The sequence below is a fragment of the Flavobacterium sp. WC2416 genome (assembly GCF_041200095.1).
Classification (GTDB): domain Bacteria; phylum Bacteroidota; class Bacteroidia; order Flavobacteriales; family Flavobacteriaceae; genus Flavobacterium.
The window spans coordinates 648,425-671,600 of the sequence record NZ_CP165626.1; the positions used below are offsets into that span (position 1 = coordinate 648,425).

Here is a 23,176-nt window from a genome sequence, read left to right on the forward strand (position 1 = left end):
TGTCGTTTTTCTAATTGATAAAAATAGCAAAAAGAGTTGGGACAGGCTGATTTTTTTATTTTTTATTTTTTACAGCATGCGGTATTTGTACTATTTTTGTTTTTCCTAAAATATCACTACTTTTAGTGATTGTTTGATATGAAATTTTTTATGTATTTTTACATAAACATTAAAAACTTCAAAAAAATGAATGCACTGATCGCCTTATCACTTTTGATTATCCAAGCAGTTTGTAGTTTTTTAAATGATATTATATCATTTTTTAATCTTCATTTTTAGTATCGTATTTCATTTTTCTTAAAATCCGCATGGCTTCCTTGAAAGACAAATAAATTTGCGGAAACGGTTTTATAAGTAGTTTAGCATCAATCAATTTTTCTTTGGCATCTTCAAATCCATTGAGATAACAAATCATGAAGGTAGACGGCAGGTTTTCTAAATCTTTATTTTCTCTATCAGACAATACAATTCCTTTTCGTAGTTTTTGCAACAATGCTAGATTAGAATTATAAATGTGAAAAAGCATTTTTCTATTAAATTCTGGGGGCTGAAACAGCATTTTACTTTCTATTTTATAATACCCATTTTCATAAAAATAAATCGTTTGTTGTTCTAATGGATAATAACTGGTTTTATCGTTTAAACCTAAAGGGACATATTCAATAATAGTAAAAGTATCTTCATCAAAAGTTATAGTAACTACATCTTGAGCGGAGTAGAAGAGTTTGATTTGTTCATTAATGAGTTCGATGTCCACACGAGATAAATAAGTACTACCTCGCACTTTCTTTGGGATTCCAGCCCAACAAATCACAAAAAGTTCTTTGAATACTTTGTATTTGGGCGCCATGTCTTTATGGCGAAAATTGATAAAATCAAATACGCCGTCCAAAGTGTATTTAATATTGTTTCTGGAATTATTTTCAATATCAATTACAGTTTCGGTATTGAGATAATTTTTCTCAATTTTATCTTCGGTTGGTGTGGTATTGCTACCCCGTCTTATAAATGTTGCTTTGGCTGGAATGGTATGAATTCCTTTTTTGAAAAAAGAAGGTTTGTTTTTGGGTTTTATCGTTACCAGTCCTACAACTTTATCTTTGGGCAAATTAGGAAAAGGAACATTTTCGTATTGAATTTTGGGAGGATTCTCAAGATAGGCATTTACTAAATTCTGAATATGACTGTCGTCAAAAAAATCATCACCTACAATCTCATTATCTTGATCTTCAACACCTACAACTATATACGAATTATTGGCCGGATTAGAATTGGACAAAGCACAAATGTGTTTTAAAAATTTGGCTTTGCCCTCTCTGGTATGCAAGTTCAATTGTCGTTTTTTATCATAAAAACTGGATTCGTCGTTATGAGCGAGTAGGTTTTTAATTAAAAGACGCTTGTTGATCATTTATTATAGTGATTTATTTACGATTGTTGAAGACGCTTGCGCCGTACTCATAACAACTAAATCGGCGATGTTTACATGATACGGTCTTGATACGACAAAATGAATAATATCGGCAAGGTCTTCCGCTTGCAATGGCGTAAATCCTTTGTAAACATTTTCGGCTTTATTGGTATCTCCTTTAAAGCGCACTTCACTAAATTCGGTTTCCACCATTCCAGGATGAATGGCACCAACACGAATTCCGTATGGATTTAAATCGATACGCATGCCTTGACTTAGTGCATCTACAGCATGTTTGGTAGCACAATATACATTTCCGTTTGGATACACTTCTTTGGCTGCAGTAGAACCAATGTTGATGATATGTCCAGATTTTCTTTCGATCATTTGTGGAATAATCGCTTTGGAAACATATAGCAATCCTTTTACATTGATGTCAATCATAGCATCCCAATCGTCAATATCACCTGTTTGAATGGGATCTAAACCATGGGCATTCCCTGCATTGTTAATTAAAATATCAATGATAGAAAAAGCTTCTGGCAAAGAATTTATCGATTCAAAAACGGCTTTTTTATCTCGAACATCAAATTGTAACGTGTGTACTTCAGTCAATTTAGCAAGCGAAGTTGCTAGTTCAGTCAATCGGTCTTCCCGTCTTCCGCAAAGAATGATTTTATAGTTGTTTTTAGCTAATATTTCGGCAGTTGCTTTTCCAATTCCGCTGGTAGCACCAGTAATAAAGGCAGTTTTATTCATGTTTTTGTGGTAATTCAATTTGTAATTGTTGTTAAAGTTGCATTTGAAAAATAAATGCAAATCTTAAATTTTTAGGGAACGTCTTGCCCCATACTTTCAGACCATATAGCAAACCAATCTTCTTTTTCCAATTCTAAATCAACTGCTTTCATCAACGATTGAATTCTAGCTACATTTACAGTTCCTGCAATTGGGATTACTTTGGCTGGATGTCTTAAAACCCAAGAAAGTAATAGTGTATCAGAACCCAAATGGTACTTGGAAACTAATGTTGCCAATAATTTTTTCAAGCGATGCGTTTGTGGAATGTCTTTTCTAAAAACACATCCCAACGGATTCCAAGACATCGGACGAATGTTATTCATTTGCATATAATCAAAACTTCCATCGAGCATAGGTTCAAAATTGGTTGCCGAGAACTGAACTTGATTGTAACTAATTTCTGTTTTTTGGCTAAGTAATTCAGTTTGTGAAGTCGTGAAATTAGACAGTCCAAAATCAATGATTTTACCTTCAGCTGTCAATTTTTCAATCGCCTCAGCAATTTCATCCACTTCCATTAAAGGGCTTGGTCTATGCAATAAAAACACATCTAAATAATCAGTCTGTAAATTCTTCAACGATTGTTCTGCTGACTTGATTATGTGTGCTTTAGAATAATCATAATGCTTGATAGTGGTGCTCTTATTTTCGGCTAACATTTGGATGCCACACTTGGAAATTAACTGTAATTTTTCTCTGGCTATTTTGCTTGAAGCAAATGCTTTTCCAAAATCAGCTTCGGTAGTATAGGAGCCATAAATATCGGCATGATCAAAGGTTGTTATTTTATTTTCTAGGCATACATGGATCATGTTTTCCATTTCTTTTGGAGTTAGGTTTTTGTCCCAAACTCCCCAATTCATTGTGCCAGCAATTATAGGTGATAATGTTGTTTTACTCATGGCTTTTATTTTTTATTGAAATTCAGTATTGTCTTATTTCAAAGTATATTTTTCAAAGTTCTTAAAAATATGAAAATTGTATCATAATTCGTCCTTAAAATTAAGTGTTTGGTAGAAGTTTTAACCATTTTTTAACATCTTTCCTCTAAAAAAAAATTCAATTTGCACTACCAAAAGTAAGGCATTAAATTCAAGGTTTTAAAAATAATAATATGGAAGAGAATACATCGACTTTAGACATTAGAGCAATCAATGAAAAAATAGAAAGAGAGAGTGCGTTTATCGATCTTTTATCTATGGAAATGAATAAAGTGATTGTGGGTCAAAAGCACATGGTGGAGCGTTTGTTAATTGGACTTTTAGGTCAAGGACATATTTTATTAGAAGGTGTTCCGGGATTAGCAAAAACATTAGCCATCAACACGCTTTCTCAAGCAATTCATGGTTCGTTTAGTAGAATCCAGTTTACCCCTGATTTATTACCTGCGGATGTTGTGGGAACAATGATTTACAACATTAAAGCGAACGAATTTTCGATTAAAAAAGGACCTATTTTTGCTAATTTCGTCCTAGCCGATGAGATTAACCGTGCACCAGCCAAAGTGCAATCAGCGTTGCTTGAGGCGATGCAGGAAAAACAAGTAACTATTGGAGATACCACTTTTAAGTTAGAAAGACCATTCTTGGTTTTGGCAACCCAAAACCCTATTGAACAGGAAGGAACATACCAACTACCTGAGGCGCAAGTAGACCGTTTTATGTTGAAAACAGTTATCGACTACCCAAAAATGGACGAAGAACGATTGGTAATTCGTCAAAACTTAAAAGGAAGTTATGAGAAAGTAAATCAAGTGGTTTCGGTAGAACAAATTTTACGTGCACAAGAAGCCGTACGCGAAGTGTATATGGATGAGAAAATCGAGAAATACATACTTGATATTATTTTTGCTACTCGTTACCCAGAGAAATACAAATTAGCCGACTTGAAACCTTTAATCAGTTTTGGATCTTCACCACGTGGAAGTATCAATTTAGCTAATGCGGCTAAATGTTACGCTTTTATCAAACGTCGTGGATATGTAATTCCTGAAGATGTTCGTGCGGTAGTACATGATGTATTGCGTCACAGAATCGGAGTGACTTACGAAGCCGAAGCGGAAAATATTACTTCAGTAGACATCATCAATAAAATTATAAACGAAGTAGAAGTACCTTAAAATTTGTTTAAGGTTTAAGGTCTCAAGTTGCTGTAGCAAACGTGAAAACCTTAAACTTTTTTAAACTTTAAACAAATTAAATAAATGGATACAAAAGACCTTTTAAAAAAAGTACGAAAAATAGAAATCAAAACCAGAAGGTTGAGTGATCACATCTTTTCCGGGGAATACCACACTTCTTTCAAAGGACGTGGAATGACTTTTAGTGAAGTACGTCAATACCAATACGGGGATGATATTCGTGCCATTGACTGGAATGTGACGGCCCGATACAATGAGGCTCATGTAAAGGTTTTTGAAGAAGAGCGTGAATTGACCATGATGTTAATGGTGGATATTTCAGGTTCAGAAAGTTTTGGTTCAAAAAATCAATTCAAGAAAGATATCGTAACCGAGATTGCCGCTACAATGGCTTTTTCGGCAACTCAGAATAATGATAAAATTGGATTGATTCTTTTTTCTGATCAAATCGAATTGTACATTCCGCCAAAAAAAGGACGTTCTCACGTATTACGTATCATAAGAGAATTAATAGAATTTCAGCCGAAAAGTCATAAAACAAATATTGCTCAAGCCTTAAAGTTTTTATCGAGTACTCAGAAAAAGAAAGCTATTGTATTTATGATTTCTGATTTTATGTGTGAAGATTATGAGCAAACCTTAAAGATAGCTTCAAAAAAGCATGATATTACTGGAATCCGTGTCTATGATATTAGGGAACAAAAAATGCCTAATATAGGAATGGTTCCAATGCAGGATGCTGAAACTGGAGAAATACAATTAATCGATACCAGTTCAAAAACCGTCCGATTTAATTATGAGAAATACTATAATGATAAATTAATGTATTTTAAAGAAACCTTTAGTAAATCAGGTTCAGGAGTTGTAAATACTAGAGTTGACGAAAGTTATGTAACTAAATTATTGAGCTATTTCAAATCGAGGTAAAACTCTGCTTCAATCTCCATGAAGTGCGGGGAGTTGAAAAACAAATGTTTCAAAAATTACTAATGAAAAAATATATAAGCCTACTAATACTACTTCTTTGTACTACCATTTTTGCCCAACAAAAAAGAGTAGTTACAAGTATAGATACCACAAAAAATAAAATTGGAGCAGAGTTTAAACTGACCATAAAAACAGATGTGGATACTTTGTCTAAAGTTGTTTTTCCTAAGTTGAAAAATATAGGAGCGCTTGAAGTAATTCAATCCTACCCAATCGATACGGTTAAAAATAATGACCGCTATGAATTAATCAAGAAATACGGATTAACTCAGTTTGATTCTGGAAAATATTCAGTTCCTAGTATAAAAATCTTAATTAATAATAAACCCTATTATACGGATTCACTTAAGGTAGAAGTAGCTAATGTAGTAGTAGATACTTTGAAACAAAAAATGTATGATATTAAGGATATTATTCCTGTAGAAAACACATTGGGAGACTGGTGGAAATATCTTTTGGCGCTTGCGATACTTGGTGGAATTGGCGCTTTGATTTATTGGTACATTAAAAAGCAACAAAAGAAAAAAATTGAAGAGGATGTGTATAAAACGCCAATTGAAAGAGCAACCAACCTACTCAATGATTTAGAGAAAAAAGAACTTTGGCAAAAAGGAGAAGTTAAAGAGTATTATAGTGAGTTGACTGATATTGCCAGAAATTATATCGAAGAAGCAATTGAAATTCCAGCTATGGAAAGTACTACTTCCGAATTGATTTTGGGGCTTAGAGCAGCATCTGTTAAAAAGAAAATGACGGTTTCTCAAGAAACAATTGAAAATTTAGAACGGGTATTGAAACAAGCCGATTTAGTAAAGTTTGCAAAATCAAAACCAGTAGAATATGAAATTGCAGAAGATCGAAATAAAATTCAAAAAGCAATTTTAACACTAGACAGCGCTATTCCTGTTGTAGTTGAAATGGAAGAGGATACTTTGTTGAATGAGGTGCAAAGACAAAAGCAAATTCAAATTCAGTTAAAGAAAAAAAGAAATAAACGCATAGCAATAACTATAGCTTCGGTTCTTTTCTTATTGTTTGCAACAACTACTTTTTTAATTGTTACTAAAGGGTTTGACTATGTAAAAGACAATATTATTGGCCATCCAACCAAAGAATTATTAGAAGGGGAATGGGTGAAAAGCGAATATGGAAATCCAGGAATTATAATGGAAACGCCAAAAGTGCTTAAAAGAATAGATTTAACAAAATCATTACCTAAGAATGGAATGGCATTGATTAAAGAAATGAATTCGTTTGCTTATGGTAGCCTTTTAGATAATTTCTATTTAATGGTTTCTACTTATAAGTACAAACAAGACTCGACTTCAGTTGATTTAAAAAAATCAATGGAAGGAACGATTCAAGCATTAGAATCACAAGGAGCTCAAAACATGATTGTGAAACAAGAAGATTTTCAAACACCTGAAGGTATAAGTGGTCTAAAAGGATACGGAACGTTCACTAGAATAAATGAGGCGACTAAGAGCAGTGAAAAATTATATTATGAATTGTTGTTGTTTGGTCAAGATGGAGGATTACAACAAATTATGATTTTCCATGAAGAAGGGGATTCATATGCAAATCAAATATCGGATAGAGTATTGAGTTCTGTCGAATTAAAACAAGTAAGTAAGTAATGGGGAAAATATCTTTTTTAAATCCTGAGTTTTTCTGGTTGTTTCTTTTAATACCACTAGCTGTTATTTGGTTAGTTTATAAAAGAAATAAACAATCAGCAACCTTAAAAATTAGCTCAATTCAAGGGTTCAAGACAACGCCTTCTTTACTAGCTAAACTAAAACCTTTTTTAAGTGTTTTTCGTTTATTAGCATTGAGCTCCTTAATTGTGGCAATGGCGAGACCAAGAACGGTAGATATTAGTAATAAAACAAAAACAACAAAAGGGATTGACATTGTAATGGCTGTCGATGTTTCAGGAAGTATGTTGGCCAAAGATTTAAAGCCAAACCGAATGGAAGCCTTAAAAAGAGTGGCAGCTGATTTTGCAGAGGAAAGACCAAATGACCGAATTGGGTTAGTAGTTTATGCTTCGGAGGCGTATACAAAAACACCAGTTACTAGTGATAAAGCAGTTGTTCTTGAAGCAATAAAAAGCATCAAATACGATAATGTTTTACAAGATGGAACGGGAATAGGAATGGGTTTGGCAACAGCAGTAAACCGATTAAAAGACAGTAAGGCCAAAAGTAAAGTGATTATTTTATTGACAGATGGTGTGAATAACGCTGGTTTTATAGAACCAGAAACCGCAGCGGATATCGCCAAGCAATATGGAATAAAAGTATATACTATTGGAATTGGTACTAATGGAATGGCTGAATTTCCTTATGCCGTAGGGCCAAACGGACAGTTTTTATTTCAAATGATGAAAGTGGAAATCGATGAAAAATTAATGCAAAGCATCGCTAAAAAAACGGATGGAAGATATTTTAGAGCAACGAGCAACAGTAAATTGGCAGAAATTTATGGTGAAATCAATAAGTTAGAAACAACCGAAATTGAAGAGCTTAAGTTTTATGATTACGATGAAAAATACAGAGCTTTTGTTTGGATAGCAGGATTATTATTATTGGCCGAAATTGGTTTAAGAAACACAGTGTATAGAAGTTTTATTTAGTATCCCCACCCCAGCCCTCCCCAAAGGGAAGGGAGATTGGACGTGAAAATTGGAATCTAAAATTTGTCTTGATATTTCGAGACTGATATGTAAAAAAAAATATGGAATTAGACGAATCAAAATATTTATACCTCTTATTCGTACTACCAATTGTGGTGGTGTTGTATCTTTTGAATTTCTATTGGAAAAGAAAAAAACAACGTGAATTTGGAGATCTGGATTTAATTAAAAAATTGAGTCCTGAGACTTCTGTTTTTAAACCTGTTTTTAAACTAGCAGTTATTCTATTAGCATTAGCGGGATTAATTTTAGGATTGGTAAATCCAAAAATAGGAACCAAAATGGAAACGGTAAAACGAGAAGGTATTGATATCGTTTTTGCGATGGATGTATCCAAAAGTATGCTTGCCGAAGATATCGCTCCCAGCCGATTGGAAAAAAGTAAACAACTCGTTTCTCAAATTATCAATCAGTTAGGGAATGACCGCATTGGTATTGTGGCGTATGCGGGAAGTGCTTTTCCTGTATTGCCGATTACTTCTGATTACAGTGTGGCCAAAATGTTTTTGCAAAGTATGAACACGGAGATGGTTTCCTCACAAGGAACATCGCTGGATGAGGCCATAAAGTTATCAGGAACTTATTTTGATGATAAAAGCAAAACAAGCAAATTACTAATTCTTATTTCAGATGGGGAAGACCATTCTGAAGGGGCACAGGCAGCAGCCGAAGAAGCCAATAAGCAAGGAATGCGCATTATCACAATAGGAGTTGGAACCGAAAAAGGAGGGACTATTCCATTGAAAAGAAATGGAATTGTAGAAAGTTATGTTCGTGATAATAATGACCAAGTGGTAGTTACAAAATTAAACCGTGCTGGTTTAGAGACCATAGCTAAAGCTACTAAAGGCGGTTATGTGGATGGAAGCAATACCAAAGAGGTTTTGGAATACATAAAAAACACGTTAAACACGATTCAAAAAACGGAGTTTGAAGCGACACAAATGGCCGATTTTCAATCGCAGTTTCAGTGGTTTCTTGGATTTGCTTTTATCTTATTGTTTCTAGATCTTTTCTTATTAGAAAGAAAAACAAGCTGGGTGAAGAAGCTGAATTTATTTAACGAATAAAAAATAATGTCAATTCCTTGCTGTTTTTACATTCGAGGATAAACATAATAATTGAAAAATGAAAAATTTTAAAAAATACATATTTGTCTTTTCTATATTCCTTAGTTTGGGATTTGGGGGAGTATTTGCGCAGGAGAAAGATAAAAATCTGCCTAAAGCAAATGAGGAATATGCTCAAAATAAATTTGTTGATGCAGAGGCTAATTATAGAATTTCGGGTTCTAAATTTCCAAACAGAACTGTTTCTCCATATAATTTAGGTAATGCAATATACAAACAAAACCAACCTGCTGAAGCTAAATATGCGTATGCCAAAGCTTTAAAAAGTGCTAAAACGAGACCTCAAAAACACAAAGCCTTTCACAACCTAGGTAATGTATTCATGAAAGAAAAAAATTATACTGAAGCGGTAGAAGCATACAAAAACGCACTTCGTAATGACCCTACAGATGAGGAAACAAGATATAATTATGCATTAGCAAAAAAAATGCTAAAAGAAAATCCGCCTAAAGACAATAAAAAGGATAAGGATAAAAAAGACAAAGACAAGGATAAAAAAGATAAGGATAAAAAAGATAAAGACAAAGACAAGAAAGACAAGGATAAGGATAAAAAAGACGGTGACAAAGACAAAAACAAAAAAGACGATAAGGGAGATAAGGATAAAAAGAACAATGAAAAACCTGAGGATAACGGAAAGCCAAAACCTACTCCTGGCGGTATTTCACCACAACGTTTACAAAGTCTTTTAGATGCGGTAAATAATGAGGAAAAGAAAATCCAAGACAAAGTAAACGCACAAAAAGTAAAAGGAAAACCAACAAAAACAGAAAAAGATTGGTAAGATTTGGTTTATAACCTATTCGTGATTTGTTTTAATAACAAATTCATTAAGTAGTAAATCAAGGAATCAACGAACAAACAGTAATAATGAAGAATTTTTTAATTTTAATACTATTAAGTTTTCAAGGACTTATGGCTCAAGTGCAATTTGAGGCTAAAGTAAGTAAAACGACACTTGGTCTTAATGAAAGACTCCGTGTAGATTTTGCTATGAATATCGATGGTGATAATTTTAGTGAACCTTCTTTTGAAGGATTTAGAGTAATTGCTGGTCCAAGTCAACAAGTAAGTCAATCTTGGGTGAATGGCCGCAGTTCTTTTGAAAAAATATATTCCTATTACCTATTGCCAAATCAAAAAGGGACTTTAGTTATTAAGCAAGCATCCATAGAATACAACGGGCAAGTGTATAAAACTTCTCCAATAAAAATTAATGTTACATCGGCAATCGAACAGCCAAAAGATCCAAACGACACTAGTGTCTCTGCAGCAGATAATATTTATCTTGTGGCTGATATTTCGAAAACAAGTCCGTATATCAATGAACCTATTACAGTAGTGTATAAACTGTATTTTAGCTATAACATTGGAATTACGAATTGGAGGGAATTGAATAAACCCAAGTACAATGATTTCTGGAGTCAAAACATAGACATCAAGCAATTAGTTGCCGAAGAAGGGATGTTTAAAGGTGAGAAATACCGTTATGTAATATTAAGAAAAACAGTTCTATACCCTCAAAAATCGGGAAAATTGACTATAGAGCCATTGTCATTAGATATCGATGTGCAATTGCCTACTAATCGTAGAAACATGTTTGGTCAAGTAATTTTGACCGAAGGAAATAAAAGAGTTTCGGCTGGAGCCAAAGCAATAACGGTAAGAGCACTTCCTGAAGCTGGTAAGCCAGAAGATTTTTCTGGAGCAGTAGGTAGTTTTGATTTTAAAGTGACTCCATCCAAAACAAATCTTAAAAATGGAGAAAGCCTTGATTTAAATGTAAGCGTCACAGGTAAAGGGAATATGAAATTATTCAACTTACCAAAACCAGTAGTACCTAATGCCTTGGAAATGTATGACGCGGTTCACACAGATCAAGTGAATACCTCTTTAGCGGGGATGTCAGGAAAAGTGGCTGACAGTTATACAATTGTGCCACAATATAAAGGGAATTACCCAGTAAAACCACTTCGCTTTTCTTATTTTGATTTAGGATCAGGAACATATAAAACGATTAGTTCTCCTGAAATAATGATTAACGTTCTGGATGGCCCTACTGATACTAGAACAGCAGACAATCTAAACTCTAAGAAGAATACGGTTTCAATTCAAGAACAATTCAAATATATTAAACTGAAAACAAAATTAGAGCCAACAAAAAGAGACGACTTCTTTGGTTCCAATTTGTTCTTGGGATTATTGTTTTTACCGTTCTTAATTGTTCCAATTATAGTTTTACTTAGAAAGAAAAAAGAAGCTATTGACGGAGACGTTGTTGGTAATAGAATTAGAAGAAATAATAAATTGGCTAAGAAATATTTATCTGAAGCCAAGAAACAAATCAATAATAAAGAACCGTTTTACGTGGCTCTTGAAAAAGCGATGCATAATTTTTTGAAGGCTAAACTTCATATTGAAACTTCGGAAATGAGTAAGGACAATATCAAGGACTTATTGTTGACTAGAAATGCAAATCCAGAGGTAGTAAATGATTTTATTTCTCTAACTGAAAACTGTGAAGTAGCTCGATATGCACCAGCTTCAAGCGCAACTATTCAAAATGATTATGACAAGGCTGTTTCAATAATCTCTGAATTAGAAAAGCATATCTAACAATTGATGATTAAGATGAAAAACATTTTTTATATAGTATTATTATTTACTTCTCAAATTTTCTTTGCTCAAAGTGGCTTTGAAACTGGGAATGATTTATACCAAAAAGGGAAATATCAGGAAGCCGTTCATACATACGAAAGTGTGGTAAATAGCCATAAGCAGTCGGCTGAATTGTATTATAATTTAGGGAACTGTTATTATAAATTAAACAAAGTAGCTCCTGCTATCTATAATTATGAAAAGGCTTTGGTTTTGAAACCAAATGATAAGGACGTTCAAAACAATTTAAGATTTGCACAAAAAAGAACTATTGACGAAATAAAAGTAATTCCAAAAGTAGGGTTTGGTAAATTGCTTCGTGATTTCACGGCAATTTATCATTACAATACTTGGGGATGGATTTCTATAGGATTTTCAGTATTGTTTCTATTGTGTTTTATAGGATATTATTTTTCTCAAATGACTGTGGTTAAAAGAATATTTTTCTTCTCCATGTTTGTGGTTGTTTTCTTGCTTATGATAACTGTCGCTGCAGCCATTTTTGAAAAAAGCCATTTTGAAAATGAAAAGCCAGCAATCGTTTTTGCCGAAATGGCGGATGTAAAAAGTGAGCCCCAAAAATTAGCTTCTACGATTGTGGTGTTACATGAAGGTACAAAAGTCTTTGTAGAAGAAATTGTGGAAGGTTGGAAAAAAGTGCAGCTAACAGATGGAACAGAGGGCTGGATTGAAAATAATGCTATCAAAGAAGTAAAATAATTCTCTCTTTATTCTTGCTTATTAGTAAGTGATTTATCTTCGTTTTTGCTTTTAAAATCATCGTACCAGGTTTGTAATCTTGGATAAATAAACTTTGACGTTTCTTGAATAGGGTTGTAAAACATGGACTTATCTAGCGTCTCTTGCTTGGTAAGCATATTGTTGATGTTGATTTTTTGAAAAAGATTCAATACAATGCTCAAGAGCAATATGGTTTTTATAACACTAAAAAAACCTCCAGCCAACTTGTTAATCCAACCCAAAAAAGCGAAGTCCATAATCCCTGTAAGCACCTTGGCTAATAAATGCACTACTAAGACTACGGCTATAAAAGTGAGCCCAAAAGCGATTATTTCTATGTGTTTTGGAGACCATGAAACATGACTTGATACGACTTCACGAACAACATAGGAGAATTTTATGGCAATATAAATTCCTAAGATTAGCGAAATTAAGGAAGCAAGTTCTACAAAAAGCCCATTTTTCATACCTTTAAATAAAGCGTATATCAGTAATGCACCCAGGACAATATCTAAAATTCCCATAAAATTAGTTTAGTAATGATAAAGGAACAAATATAAAAGAATTATCAAACATCCATTGTCAATTTTCTAGTTGTTATCTTTGCCGTAATAATTGGATGCTTTTTTTGAAAATCTGAAATGCTTTGCCTTTTCGCTATCGCTCGGGTCAAAAATCGTTAATCTACAATCAACAATCACAATGTCAAGAGACACACAACTTAAAGAACGCTGGGAACAGCTTGTAACTATATTATCAGATCAATTTTCACAAGGTGAAGATTTAGATCTAGACGCTATCATTTATTTAATTGGGGTACAAGAATTAGGAAAAGTACACCGTGAATATAAAAAAGACGAAAAACTCAACTTAATGCATATTGCTATTTGTCGATTATTAGAACCATACGGATTTTATGAATTCGATTTTTTTGACGAAGAAGGCTGGCCTCATTATACAGTAAAAGAAGAGTTGCCACCACTTAAAGCGGGAGAACAATCCGTATTGATGAAAGAAGCAATTGTTAATTATTTTCTTGAAAGAGAAGTAATAAAGTAGTGTTCAGTTATCAGTTTTTATATTATTTAACCTTATAGTAGTACTTAAATGGTAATCTCACAATTTATCAGGGAAACTTTAAACTTTAAACTTTAAACCTGAAACAAATTTTGTAAATTTGCACACGCAATTATTGAATGAAAATGATAGATAAGATAAAAGAATATATCGGTGAAGCACAAGCCTTCTCGACCCAAAGTCCAGCAGAATTAGAAGCTTTCCGAATTAAATTTCTTGGAAGTAAAGGGGTTTTAAAAGAGTTTTTTGCCGAATTTAAAAATGTTCCTAATGAGGAAAAAAAGGAATTTGGTCAAGTAATCAACTTGCTTAAATCATCTGCCGAAGAAAAGGTAAAATCAATACAAGAATCTTTAGAGAATAAAGAAGAAAGTAAAGGGTTGTTTGGTGATTTAACACGTTCTGCTGAACCTATTAAAATAGGTTCTCGTCACCCAATATCATTAGTAAAAAACCAAATTATAGATATCTTTTCAAACATTGGTTTCAACGTGTCCGAAGGTCCAGAAATAGAAGATGACTGGCATAATTTTACTGCATTGAACCTGCCAGAATACCATCCGGCTCGTGATATGCAAGATACTTTTTTCATACAAACCAATCCTGATATTTTGTTGCGTACGCATACATCATCGGTTCAGGTGCGTTATATGGAGAACAATAAACCGCCTATTCGTACTATTTCTCCAGGAAGAGTGTTCCGTAACGAAGCTGTTTCGTCCCGTTCTCACTGTATTTTTCACCAAGTAGAAGGTCTTTATATCGACAAAGATGTTTCTTTTGCTGACTTGAAACAAACCTTGTTGCATTTTACCAAAGAGATGTTTGGGAAATCAAAAATACGTTTGCGTCCGTCTTATTTCCCATTCACGGAGCCAAGTGCCGAAATTGATATTTACTGGGGTTTAAAAACCGAAACTGATTATCGAATTACCAAAGGCACTGGTTGGTTAGAAATTGGTGGTTGTGGAATGGTAGATCCTAATGTACTTAAAAATTGTGGGATCGATCCAGAAGAATATACTGGTTTCGCATTTGGGATGGGGATTGAAAGAATCGCCATGTTGAACTATCAAATAGGCGATATTCGTATGTTTTACGAAAACGATGTTCGTTTCTTAGAACAATTTAAAGCTAGTATTTAATAATTGAATTAGGAGCTATTTCCAGCTATTCGTTACAATCTTTTCTTGTTTTAAAGAAAAACAAGAAAAGGATTTTCACTTCTATCTGGGCTAGTATTTTAGTTGAATAGTCAATATTGATCAAATAAGGATTAAACGTAACAACCTTAATTTCTTAATAGTTATAAAAGTAGCTTTCAGAGTTATATCACAATGAAAAAAGACATAATTATCCCCGAAGTAGAGAACGTTTTCATAGCCGCAGTCCAAGAATGGAGTGACGACTTTATGGAAAAAGTTTGGTATGCCTATTTAGTAAATGACAGCGATTACCTAATAGAAAGTGTAATGGTTGTTTCTAAAGCATTTGGGACTATAGATGGAGAGATGAAAAAAACATCACTTTTACGTCATGCTTTTGTTCAAATTCCAGCTGTTTCTGTTGTGAAAATAGAGATGATTGAAAAAAGTGTTTTAACGCTTAACAATGAGTTTTCGGTTTCTTATTTTATTGGAAATAAATTATACGACAAGAAATTTATTTTTAAAGCCAATACCATTAATGAAACTGATGTGGAAGAAGTTCCTATCTTATTTGTTGATGGAGTTATTATAAGGTAATATAGAATTTATCATAATGAAAAAGGCGTTATCTTATGAGATAGCGCCTTTTTTTGTATTTAAAAATCGAATTATTTTAGATTAATCCAGTTGGTCTGTTAGTTTTTTAAAGACTGCTTTTGCATCTTTTCCTTCGTATAAAATGGCATAAACAGCATCTATAATGGGAGTTTTCGCCTGGTACCCTTGGTTGAGTTTATAAGCGCTTTTTGTTGCGTAATAACCCTCAGAAACCATACTCATTTCCATCATTGCACTCTTTACAGTGTAGCCTTTGCCAATCATATTACCAAACATTCTATTTCTGGAAAAAACAGAGTACCCGGTTACCAATAAATCACCTAAATAGGCAGAGTCATTTATGTTTCGTTTCATTTTATGAACTTTGCGGATGAATTTTTTCATTTCACGAATTCCATTACTCATTAAAACGGATTGGAAATTATCACCATAACCCAATCCATGAGCAATTCCTGCAGCAATAGCATAAATGTTTTTCAACATAGCTGCGTATTCGGTCCCAATGATATCATCTGTAATTTTAGTTTTTATAAAATTTCCTGATAGATTTTTGGCGACTAATTTTGCTTTATCAGCATCACCACAAGCAATAGTAAGGTATGATAAACGCTCTAATGCTACTTCTTCGGCATGGCAAGGTCCTGTAATTACTCCAATATTATAATACGGGATGTCATATTTAAAATGGAAATGTTCGCCAACAATTAAACTTGTTTCAGGAACAATTCCTTTAATAGCTGAAAAGATTATTTTATCTTTTAATGAAACAGTTAGTTTTTCTAACTCATCATTTAAAAATGCAGAAGGAATTGCAAAAATGAGGTAGTCTGCATATGCAACAGCTTCATTAATATCGCTAGTTAATTTTAGTTTTTTAGTGTCAAACTCTACCGCACTAAGATAATTAGGGTTATGCTTGTAAGTCTTTATGTGCTCAATAGCTGATTCATTGCGCATGTACCATGAAACCTCCGAAAGGTTTACACATAACATTTTTGTAATCGCTGTTGCCCAACTACCACCACCTATAACTGCGAATTTTATATTTCCGGCCATTTTTTTAATAAATTTAACCAAAAGTACTTAAAAATGGAGTAATTAAACAAAAAAATTATTTAAGAAACTGGAGTTTTATTTGCTTGAAAAAAGCAATCATAAAAATAAAATATTTTTTTTTATAATTTCTTACAATATTTATATCGTATTAACGTTGTAACCTATTATAAATTAAGTTTTTAATAAATAAATGAAAATTGAGTTAGTTAGTTTTGTTTTGGTGTTATCAAAAAGGCGTCTTGAATTAAATTCAAAACGCCTTTTTATTTTACACTGTAATAGTTCCAGTATTCTGAATTAGTAACTCATTTCCACAATAGCTTTTACTTTGTCTAAAGTGATGTTTTGTCTTTCTCCTAAACCTTTCCATCCGCGTTCATCAAAACGATTTACAATGAAATCAGCAGTGTGATTATACTCTTTTGTATAGTCAGATAGCTTCGTGTCCATTCCCATTTTGTGGAAGAATTCAACCGTTTTATTTATAGCTTCGTTAGCAATTTCATCCTCCGTTCCTTCTAAGTTGAAGATGCGTTTTCCGTATTGTGCTAGTTTTCCTTTTTTAGTCTCAAACATTACTTTGTACAAACTTGGAGCAATAACAGCAAGAGTTCGTGCATGGTCAATTCCGTACATCGCAGTTAGTTCATGACCTATCATGTGTGTTGCCCAGTCACTAGGAACTCCTTTTTGGATTAAACCGTTTAAGGCCATGGTGCAACTCCACATAAAATTAGATGCCAAAGCATAATCTTTAGGATTTTCAACTACCTGTGGACCTACTTCAATTAAGGTTTGTAAAATTCCTTCGGCAATGCGGTCTTGTAAATAACCTTCGTGTGGATAAGTTAAGTATTGCTCCATTACGTGCGTGTAGGCATCGACAACACCATTTTGCAATTGTCTTTTTGGCAAAGATTCAATCACCGTTGGATCGCAAATAGAGAATTTTGGAAACATAGCTGAACCACCAAAAGCCAATTTCTCTTTGGTCGATTCAATAGTTACAACAGCTCCAGAATTCATTTCGCTTCCTGTAGCAGGCAAGGTTAATACAGTTCCAAAAGGCACTGCATTCTCTTTAATTAAAATGCGTTTTTGCAAGATATCGATTGGGTTTCCTTCAAAATTAACAGCTGCTGAAATAAATTTCACACCATCAATTACAGAACCACCACCAACGGCAAGAATAAAATCAATATGTTGTTCTTTAACAATGGCTACTGCTTTCATTAAAGTTTCAAAATGAGGATTAGCTTCAATTCCGCTAAATTCTATAATTTCATGCCCTTTAAGATTGTGGATTACTTGTTCGTGAATTCCGTTTTTAAAGATACTTCCACCACCGTAAGCCAATAATATTTTAGCTCCTTTGGGTACAAGGCTTCCTAGTTTTTCAATTTGTCCTTTTCCGAATACAAGATTCGTGGGATTATATAATTCGAAGTTTAACATGCTTATTTTTTTTCGTTTAATTGATGTAATAATTTTTCAGCAACTAATTTAGAGGATGCAGGGTTTTGCCCAGTAATCAACAAACCGTCTTCTACTGCATAAGGATGCCAATCTTCAACTTTAGAATACGTTGCTCCATTAGCTTGTAAGGCGTCTTCTAATAAAAAAGGAACCACATCAGTTAATCCTACCGCAGCTTCTTCAGTGTTAGAAAAACCAGTTACGTTTTTACCTTTAACTAAAAATTCTCCATTTACTTTTACATTTTTCAATACCGCTGGTGAATGACAAACAAAAGCTACTGGTTTATTATTAGTGTAAAATGCTGAGATTAATGCATCTGAATTCTTATTTGAAGCTAGATCCCATAATGGTCCATGACCACCTGGATAAAAAACAGCATCGTAATCAGACTCTTTTACATCGGCTAATTTATGTGTTTTACTTAATTTAGCTTGTAATTCAGTGTCTTTGTCAAATCGTTTCGTGTCTTCAGTTGCCGATGACGGATCTTCACTTTTTGGATCAATTGGAGGTTGTCCACCAAGCGGAGTAGCAATATCAATTAGAACTCCTTTGTCAGCTAATTCATAATAAGGTGCAGCAAATTCTTCTGTCCAAAACCCTGTTTTTTCTCCGGTGTCTCCTAATTTATCGTGACTAGTAAGAACAAATAATACTTTTTTCATGTCTTTTTTATTTTGTTTTTGTGCGGTTGCTTTAATGCAACCCACAGTTAATGCAATAATTGTAAATAATGCTATTTTCTTCATAACTGATTTTATTACTACAAATTTACGGCGAATATGCTATTAGTAAAAATAATTTAAATTATGTTTGTGATAAATATATTTATATCATGGTCAATCTAGAATGGTACAGAACTTTTAAATCCGTGTATAAAAACGGGAACTTTTCTTTAGCTGCCAAAGAGTTGTTTATAAGTCAACCTGCAGTGAGTCAGCAAATAGCAATGCTAGAGGCCCATGTAGGCTATACGCTTTTTAATCGAAAATCAAAAGGTGTTGAACCAACAGAATATGCTAAGTTACTGAATAACTTGATTATAGAAGCTCTAGACCGATTGGAAAATGTGGAGAATGGTTTTCGAGCCAAAGCTTTTAATGCAAACCGATTAATTACAGTGGGTATTTCGAAGCATTTATTTAGTAGTATTGGTAGTGCATTGATTTCACAGTATGATAATATAGATTTTAGTTTTAATGAAAATCAAGTTCTTTTTGAATTAGTAGATGCTAAAAAATTAGACTTTGCTATTGTGACTAAAAGGTTTGACACCTTTGATACTATACAGAAAAAGGTCGGTGAGATGAAACAAGTGATAGTTGGTTCCAATAATATTGATGCATCTGAATTGAAATTAAAAATTAAAACTAAAGTTTTTTCGTCAATTGAACAATGGTTAAATAATCAAAAATGGTATAGTCATGATGCTGGAATTCCACATATCAAATTGTTTTGGCTACATGTTTTTAATAAAAAAAGGCCAACAATGATTTCTAATTATATTATTCCATCAGAATATGAAATGCTTGGAGTTCTTGCTAAAAATACAGGAGTAGCAGTAGTTTGGGATATTAATGCTAAGTGTTTTATAGAAGAGAAAAGAATTCAATTATTATGGAATAGCAAACAAATGCCAAGTACGGAAGTTTTTTTATTGTCAGGAAAAAACGATAATTTCAACACTGCTTTTCAAGAAATTGAAGCAGTTCTAAGGACAATATTTGAATAATTATTTTTTATAAAAATTATTGTGATCAATGTATTCCCAAACTTTAGTTGGCAAAAGTGGTTGAATATTTTTTCCTGCTTTAATATTATTGCGAATAAATGTAGAGGAAATTTCAACTACTGGTGCATCAATTAAATGAACTTTAGGATGGTTTTTAAGTTCTACATTTTGCTGCGCCAGTTCGCCTTTCAGGCTCGTGTCAGCTTCTGATGAAATGCGAGGATACACATAGATATCATGATTTTGTAAAATAACTTCGTAGTTTTTCCATTTGTGCAACGACTTTAAGTTGTCTTCGCCCATAATTAAAGAAAACTTGTAGTTTGGAAATTTCTCTTCCAAGTGAACCAAAGTGTTCACCGTATAATTGGGCTGTGACAACTTAAATTCTATATCAGAAGGTTTCAATTTTGGAAAATCTTCGGTTGCTAAATGAACCATTTGTAATCGATGGTAATCATCAAGCAAAGTACTTTTCTTTTTGTGTGGATTATGTGGCGTAACTACCATCCAAACTTGATCTAAATCAGAGTGCTCCGCCATATGGTTTGCAATAATAAGATGCCCAACATGAATGGGATTAAAAGTTCCGAAATAGAGTCCTATTTTCATCGATTTAATTTAAAGATTTAAAAAACTCAAGAATTGAAAGATTATCATTGGTTTTTAAATCTTTCAATTCTTTAATTTTTTAATTTTTATTTACTTACAAAATCCTTCACCAATTGATAGGCTTCTTCCAAAGCAATATCTAAATCGTAATTTTTAATTACAACATCAAATTGCGGAGCTGTAGCTAGTTCAACTGATGCTTTTGCAATTCGCATATTAATTTTGTCTTCACTTTCGGTGGAGCGCTTTTTTAGACGAATTTTTAACTCATCAATACTTGGTGGCTTTACAAATACGGCTAAAGTTTCTTCTGGATATTTAGATTTAATACGTAAACCACCAGCAACATCAATATCAAAAATTACATTTTTACCTTTGGCCCAGATGCGTTCGATTTCACTTTTTAAAGTTCCATAGAAGTTGTCTCTATAGACCTCTTCCCATTCTAGGAAATCTTCGTTTTTGATGTGTTTTTTGAATTCTTCAGTTGAAATGAAATAATAGTCTTTTCCGTTTGTTTCTTCCCCTCGAGGATCACGAGAAGCTGCAGAAATAGAGAATTCTAAATTCAAATCAGGTTTGCTTAGTAAATGCTTAACTATGGTTGTTTTTCCAGATCCCGATGGTGCCGAAAAAACAATTAATTTTCCTTTTTTCATTTTATGCTGAATTTATTTCGGTATTTTTTTAATGCCGAAACCTACAATACGTTTAAAACCTGTTCTTTAATTTTTTCTAACTCGTCTTTCATTTGAACGACTAATTTCTGCATTTGTGCATGATTGGATTTAGAACCCATAGTATTGATTTCACGCCCCATTTCTTGAGTAATAAAACCTAATTTTCTACCGTTGGCTTCGGTTCCATTTATAGTTTCTAAGAAATAATCCAAATGATTAGTTAAACGCACTTTTTCTTCGGTAATGTCTAATTTCTCTAGGTAATAGATTAATTCTTGCTCAAAACGATTTTCATCAACGTTTACTTGCAATTCAGCAATGGCAGTTTGTAAACGGTCTTTTATAGCTTGTACGCGTTCAGGGTCTAAAGCTAATGCATCAGTCATGTACTGGCGAATGTTACCTATGCGCAATTGAAATTCTTTTTCAAGTGACATTCCTTCATCTTTTCTAAAAGTCAAGATGTTTTGGACCGCTTCTTCAATAACAGTTTGGATCTGTACCCAGTCATTTTCGTCGATTTCGTCGCGCTCAATTTTTAATGCATCGGGCATTCTCACCGCCATTTTCATCAATTCGGTTTCATCAGCAGCGGCATAAACTTCTCTTAACTGGCTGATGTATGCTTTCACAATTGGGACATTAACTTTAGTTGTGGTTTGTTCAGCGGTACTTTCGATAAAAATAGAAAAATCTACTTTTCCTCTTTCTAATTTTGATGCAATTTGAGTTCGTAAACCCAATTCCATTTCGCGGTACAGCGAAGGCATTCTTACATTAAGGTCAAGACCTTTACTGTTTAAAGATTTTACTTCTACTGTTATTTTTTTGGTTGGTAGTTGCAAAGTAGCTTTACCAAAACCTGTCATTGATTGTATCATATAGTTGTATAAAGAGGTCAAAGATAATGAAAAGCGAATTAACCCACAAAGAGCCTGTTTTTTAAGGTTTATTCCTTTCTTTCAGATGGTTTTTGGGTAACCATATACACCCCTAAAAAGATTAAAATGGCCGAAATAATTTTCACTAAACTCAAATCATCTTTCCCAAGGCCAATCGCAAATACAGTTGCGAATACAGGTTGTAGATAAATAAATACAGCCACTGTTGTTGGTTTTAATTCCTTCATGGTAAGTAAATTCAATAAATAGGTTATAAAAGTCGAAATAACGACTACAAATCCTATTTTCCAATATATAGCTACAGGGACTATTGACCAGTTAACTATTTCAAATTGGCTCCAGCCAAAAGGCAAAACCATTAAAAAACCAAATAGATAAATCCATTTTACAAAAGTAAAAGCATTGTATTTCTCCATCAATTTTTTGACGATGATTAAATAAAAACCATAAGAAACGGCATTTAAAAAAACGAGAATATTTCCTAAAGTGGCATTTGTGGCGGTACCAATTGACTTGCCATAAAGAATTAAAAAACCAGTTCCTATTAAACCCAGAGAAATCCCAGCAACCATGCGTTTCTTCATTCGTTCTTTCATAATAATTGCCGAAAGGACTAAAACAATCATAGGCGTGGTAACCATAATTACGGATGCCGAGATGGGTGAAGTAAGGCTAAGTCCTTTAAAAAAAGTTAGCATATTGAAGGCCACGCCAAAAAAAGCAGCAACAATAATTCGGGGAAAATCTTTAGTTGCTATTTTTTCTTTAGGCATAAACAACCAGCAGAACCAGAATAAAAGCATAGCACCACTTACACGCAATAAAATGAAGCCATAAGCATCAATATAAGTAGGCATGACATCTTTGGCAATGGTAAATGTAACGCCGTATATTATGGAAACAATAGTTGCACCAAAAAGAGCAATATTTCTTTTAGACATTATTTAATGCTTTCATAACTTGTAGCATGTTTTGCTGCGTTCCGCCAACAAAAACTTTACCGTCAATAACAAAAACGGGACGACTTAAAAACGTATAGTGTTCTAAAATGTATTTTTTATAATCATCTTCAGTCAAGGTTTGATCCTTCAAATTCATAGATTTATACAATTGTGCTTTTTTACTAAACAATGCCTCGTAACTGCCTGATAATTGATACATTTCATCCAATTCTTCAGTAGTTAAAGGATTTTGCTTGATGTCTCTAAAAACAAGATTATTGCCTTTTGGTAAGGTTTTAATAATTTTTCGACAAGTATCACAAGAAGCGATGTAATAGATTTTGTTCATAATAATTTCAATTTCT

The 23,176-nt window shown here is 33.2% G+C and carries 24 protein-coding genes; 12 read left to right on the plus strand and 12 right to left on the minus strand.

Annotation, left to right across the window (positions count from 1 at the left end; all coding sequences use genetic code 11):
• Nucleotides 1-262: 262 nt before the first annotated feature.
• The 3 genes from AB3G39_RS02815 to AB3G39_RS02825 form a co-directional block, all read right to left on the minus strand.
• Nucleotides 263-1,411 carry an ATP-binding protein gene (locus AB3G39_RS02815; protein ID WP_367756007.1) on the minus strand — a complete coding sequence of 383 codons (1,149 nt, stop codon included), beginning with the start codon at nucleotides 1,409-1,411 and terminating at the stop codon, nucleotides 263-265.
• A 3-nt stretch (nucleotides 1,412-1,414) separates the two neighbouring features.
• Nucleotides 1,415-2,170, minus strand: a complete 756-nt coding sequence (locus tag AB3G39_RS02820; RefSeq protein ID WP_369765961.1) for an SDR family NAD(P)-dependent oxidoreductase — start codon at nucleotides 2,168-2,170, stop codon at nucleotides 1,415-1,417.
• Nucleotides 2,171-2,241: 71 nt separating this feature from the next.
• Entirely contained in the window at nucleotides 2,242-3,114 is an 873-nt protein-coding gene (locus tag AB3G39_RS02825; RefSeq protein WP_369765962.1) for an aldo/keto reductase family oxidoreductase, read from the minus strand.
• 212 nt (nucleotides 3,115-3,326) lie between these two features.
• Here AB3G39_RS02825 and AB3G39_RS02830 point away from each other — a divergent pair, with 212 nt between their 5' ends.
• The 8 genes from AB3G39_RS02830 to AB3G39_RS02865 all read left to right on the plus strand — a co-directional run bounded on the left by AB3G39_RS02830 (nucleotide 3,327) and on the right by AB3G39_RS02865 (nucleotide 12,545).
• Nucleotides 3,327-4,331 (plus strand): AAA family ATPase, encoded by a 1,005-nt coding sequence (locus tag AB3G39_RS02830; protein ID WP_367756001.1) that lies wholly within the window; start codon nucleotides 3,327-3,329, stop codon nucleotides 4,329-4,331.
• Between the two features lie 84 nt (nucleotides 4,332-4,415).
• A complete protein-coding gene (locus tag AB3G39_RS02835) occupies nucleotides 4,416-5,279 on the plus strand; it encodes a DUF58 domain-containing protein (RefSeq protein ID WP_367755999.1) in 864 nt (287 codons plus the stop codon).
• Between the two features lie 62 nt (nucleotides 5,280-5,341).
• Nucleotides 5,342-6,976: a hypothetical protein gene (locus AB3G39_RS02840; RefSeq protein ID WP_367772594.1), complete on the plus strand. Its 1,635-nt coding sequence runs from the start codon at nucleotides 5,342-5,344 to the stop codon at nucleotides 6,974-6,976.
• Nucleotides 6,976-7,977, plus strand: coding sequence for a VWA domain-containing protein (locus AB3G39_RS02845; RefSeq protein WP_369765963.1), 1,002 nt, complete (start codon nucleotides 6,976-6,978; stop codon nucleotides 7,975-7,977). The genes AB3G39_RS02840 and AB3G39_RS02845 overlap by 1 nt, the downstream gene beginning before the upstream one ends.
• A gap of 101 nt (nucleotides 7,978-8,078) precedes the next feature.
• The gene (locus AB3G39_RS02850) at nucleotides 8,079-9,107 is read left to right on the plus strand and encodes a VWA domain-containing protein (protein WP_369752799.1); all 1,029 of its coding nucleotides are present in this window, start codon (nucleotides 8,079-8,081) and stop codon (nucleotides 9,105-9,107) included.
• Nucleotides 9,108-9,165: 58 nt separating this feature from the next.
• On the plus strand, nucleotides 9,166-9,951 hold the full coding sequence (locus AB3G39_RS02855; protein WP_369765964.1) for a tetratricopeptide repeat protein: 786 nt from the start codon (nucleotides 9,166-9,168) through the stop codon (nucleotides 9,949-9,951).
• Between the two features lie 86 nt (nucleotides 9,952-10,037).
• Nucleotides 10,038-11,783, plus strand: a complete 1,746-nt coding sequence (locus AB3G39_RS02860; RefSeq protein WP_369765965.1) for a BatD family protein — start codon at nucleotides 10,038-10,040, stop codon at nucleotides 11,781-11,783.
• Nucleotides 11,784-11,798: 15 nt separating this feature from the next.
• Nucleotides 11,799-12,545: a tetratricopeptide repeat protein gene (locus AB3G39_RS02865; RefSeq protein WP_369765966.1), complete on the plus strand. Its 747-nt coding sequence runs from the start codon at nucleotides 11,799-11,801 to the stop codon at nucleotides 12,543-12,545.
• 8 nt (nucleotides 12,546-12,553) lie between these two features.
• On the opposite strand, the gene AB3G39_RS02870 is transcribed toward AB3G39_RS02865, so the two are convergent.
• Entirely contained in the window at nucleotides 12,554-13,090 is a 537-nt protein-coding gene (locus AB3G39_RS02870; protein WP_369765967.1) for a CvpA family protein, read from the minus strand.
• A 178-nt stretch (nucleotides 13,091-13,268) separates the two neighbouring features.
• Between AB3G39_RS02870 and AB3G39_RS02875 the strand changes: the two genes are divergently transcribed.
• From AB3G39_RS02875 to AB3G39_RS02885, 3 genes are all read left to right on the plus strand, one after another.
• Nucleotides 13,269-13,625 carry a hypothetical protein gene (locus AB3G39_RS02875; protein ID WP_367755983.1) on the plus strand — a complete coding sequence of 119 codons (357 nt, stop codon included), beginning with the start codon at nucleotides 13,269-13,271 and terminating at the stop codon, nucleotides 13,623-13,625.
• Between the two features lie 143 nt (nucleotides 13,626-13,768).
• Nucleotides 13,769-14,788: a phenylalanine--tRNA ligase subunit alpha gene (pheS, locus tag AB3G39_RS02880; RefSeq protein ID WP_369765968.1), complete on the plus strand. Its 1,020-nt coding sequence runs from the start codon at nucleotides 13,769-13,771 to the stop codon at nucleotides 14,786-14,788.
• A 192-nt stretch (nucleotides 14,789-14,980) separates the two neighbouring features.
• Entirely contained in the window at nucleotides 14,981-15,388 is a 408-nt protein-coding gene (locus tag AB3G39_RS02885) for a hypothetical protein (protein WP_369765969.1), read from the plus strand.
• An 81-nt stretch (nucleotides 15,389-15,469) separates the two neighbouring features.
• Here the strand turns inward: AB3G39_RS02885 and AB3G39_RS02890 are convergent, their stop codons facing one another.
• From AB3G39_RS02890 to AB3G39_RS02900, 3 genes are all read right to left on the minus strand, one after another.
• Nucleotides 15,470-16,465 carry an NAD(P)H-dependent glycerol-3-phosphate dehydrogenase gene (locus tag AB3G39_RS02890; protein WP_369752793.1) on the minus strand — a complete coding sequence of 332 codons (996 nt, stop codon included), beginning with the start codon at nucleotides 16,463-16,465 and terminating at the stop codon, nucleotides 15,470-15,472.
• Between the two features lie 297 nt (nucleotides 16,466-16,762).
• Nucleotides 16,763-17,920 carry an iron-containing alcohol dehydrogenase gene (locus tag AB3G39_RS02895; protein ID WP_369765970.1) on the minus strand — a complete coding sequence of 386 codons (1,158 nt, stop codon included), beginning with the start codon at nucleotides 17,918-17,920 and terminating at the stop codon, nucleotides 16,763-16,765.
• A gap of 2 nt (nucleotides 17,921-17,922) precedes the next feature.
• Nucleotides 17,923-18,693 carry a type 1 glutamine amidotransferase domain-containing protein gene (locus AB3G39_RS02900; protein WP_367755974.1) on the minus strand — a complete coding sequence of 257 codons (771 nt, stop codon included), beginning with the start codon at nucleotides 18,691-18,693 and terminating at the stop codon, nucleotides 17,923-17,925.
• An 86-nt stretch (nucleotides 18,694-18,779) separates the two neighbouring features.
• Between AB3G39_RS02900 and AB3G39_RS02905 the strand changes: the two genes are divergently transcribed.
• On the plus strand, nucleotides 18,780-19,676 hold the full coding sequence (locus AB3G39_RS02905) for a LysR family transcriptional regulator (protein ID WP_369769672.1): 897 nt from the start codon (nucleotides 18,780-18,782) through the stop codon (nucleotides 19,674-19,676).
• Here AB3G39_RS02905 and nadD read toward each other — a convergent pair whose 3' ends face one another.
• The 5 genes from nadD to AB3G39_RS02930 form a co-directional block, all read right to left on the minus strand.
• Nucleotides 19,677-20,288, minus strand: a complete 612-nt coding sequence (gene nadD, locus AB3G39_RS02910) for a nicotinate (nicotinamide) nucleotide adenylyltransferase (protein WP_369765972.1) — start codon at nucleotides 20,286-20,288, stop codon at nucleotides 19,677-19,679.
• Between the two features lie 86 nt (nucleotides 20,289-20,374).
• Complete coding sequence (gmk, locus tag AB3G39_RS02915; protein WP_367755968.1) at nucleotides 20,375-20,947, minus strand: guanylate kinase; 573 nt, start codon at nucleotides 20,945-20,947, stop codon at nucleotides 20,375-20,377.
• A 41-nt stretch (nucleotides 20,948-20,988) separates the two neighbouring features.
• The gene (locus AB3G39_RS02920; RefSeq protein WP_367755966.1) at nucleotides 20,989-21,849 is read right to left on the minus strand and encodes a YicC/YloC family endoribonuclease; all 861 of its coding nucleotides are present in this window, start codon (nucleotides 21,847-21,849) and stop codon (nucleotides 20,989-20,991) included.
• A gap of 68 nt (nucleotides 21,850-21,917) precedes the next feature.
• Nucleotides 21,918-22,811, minus strand: a complete 894-nt coding sequence (locus tag AB3G39_RS02925) for a DMT family transporter (protein ID WP_369765973.1) — start codon at nucleotides 22,809-22,811, stop codon at nucleotides 21,918-21,920.
• Nucleotides 22,804-23,160 (minus strand): arsenate reductase family protein, encoded by a 357-nt coding sequence (locus AB3G39_RS02930; RefSeq protein WP_369752788.1) that lies wholly within the window; start codon nucleotides 23,158-23,160, stop codon nucleotides 22,804-22,806. The genes AB3G39_RS02925 and AB3G39_RS02930 overlap by 8 nt, the downstream gene beginning before the upstream one ends.
• Between the last annotated feature and the right edge of the window lie 16 nt (nucleotides 23,161-23,176).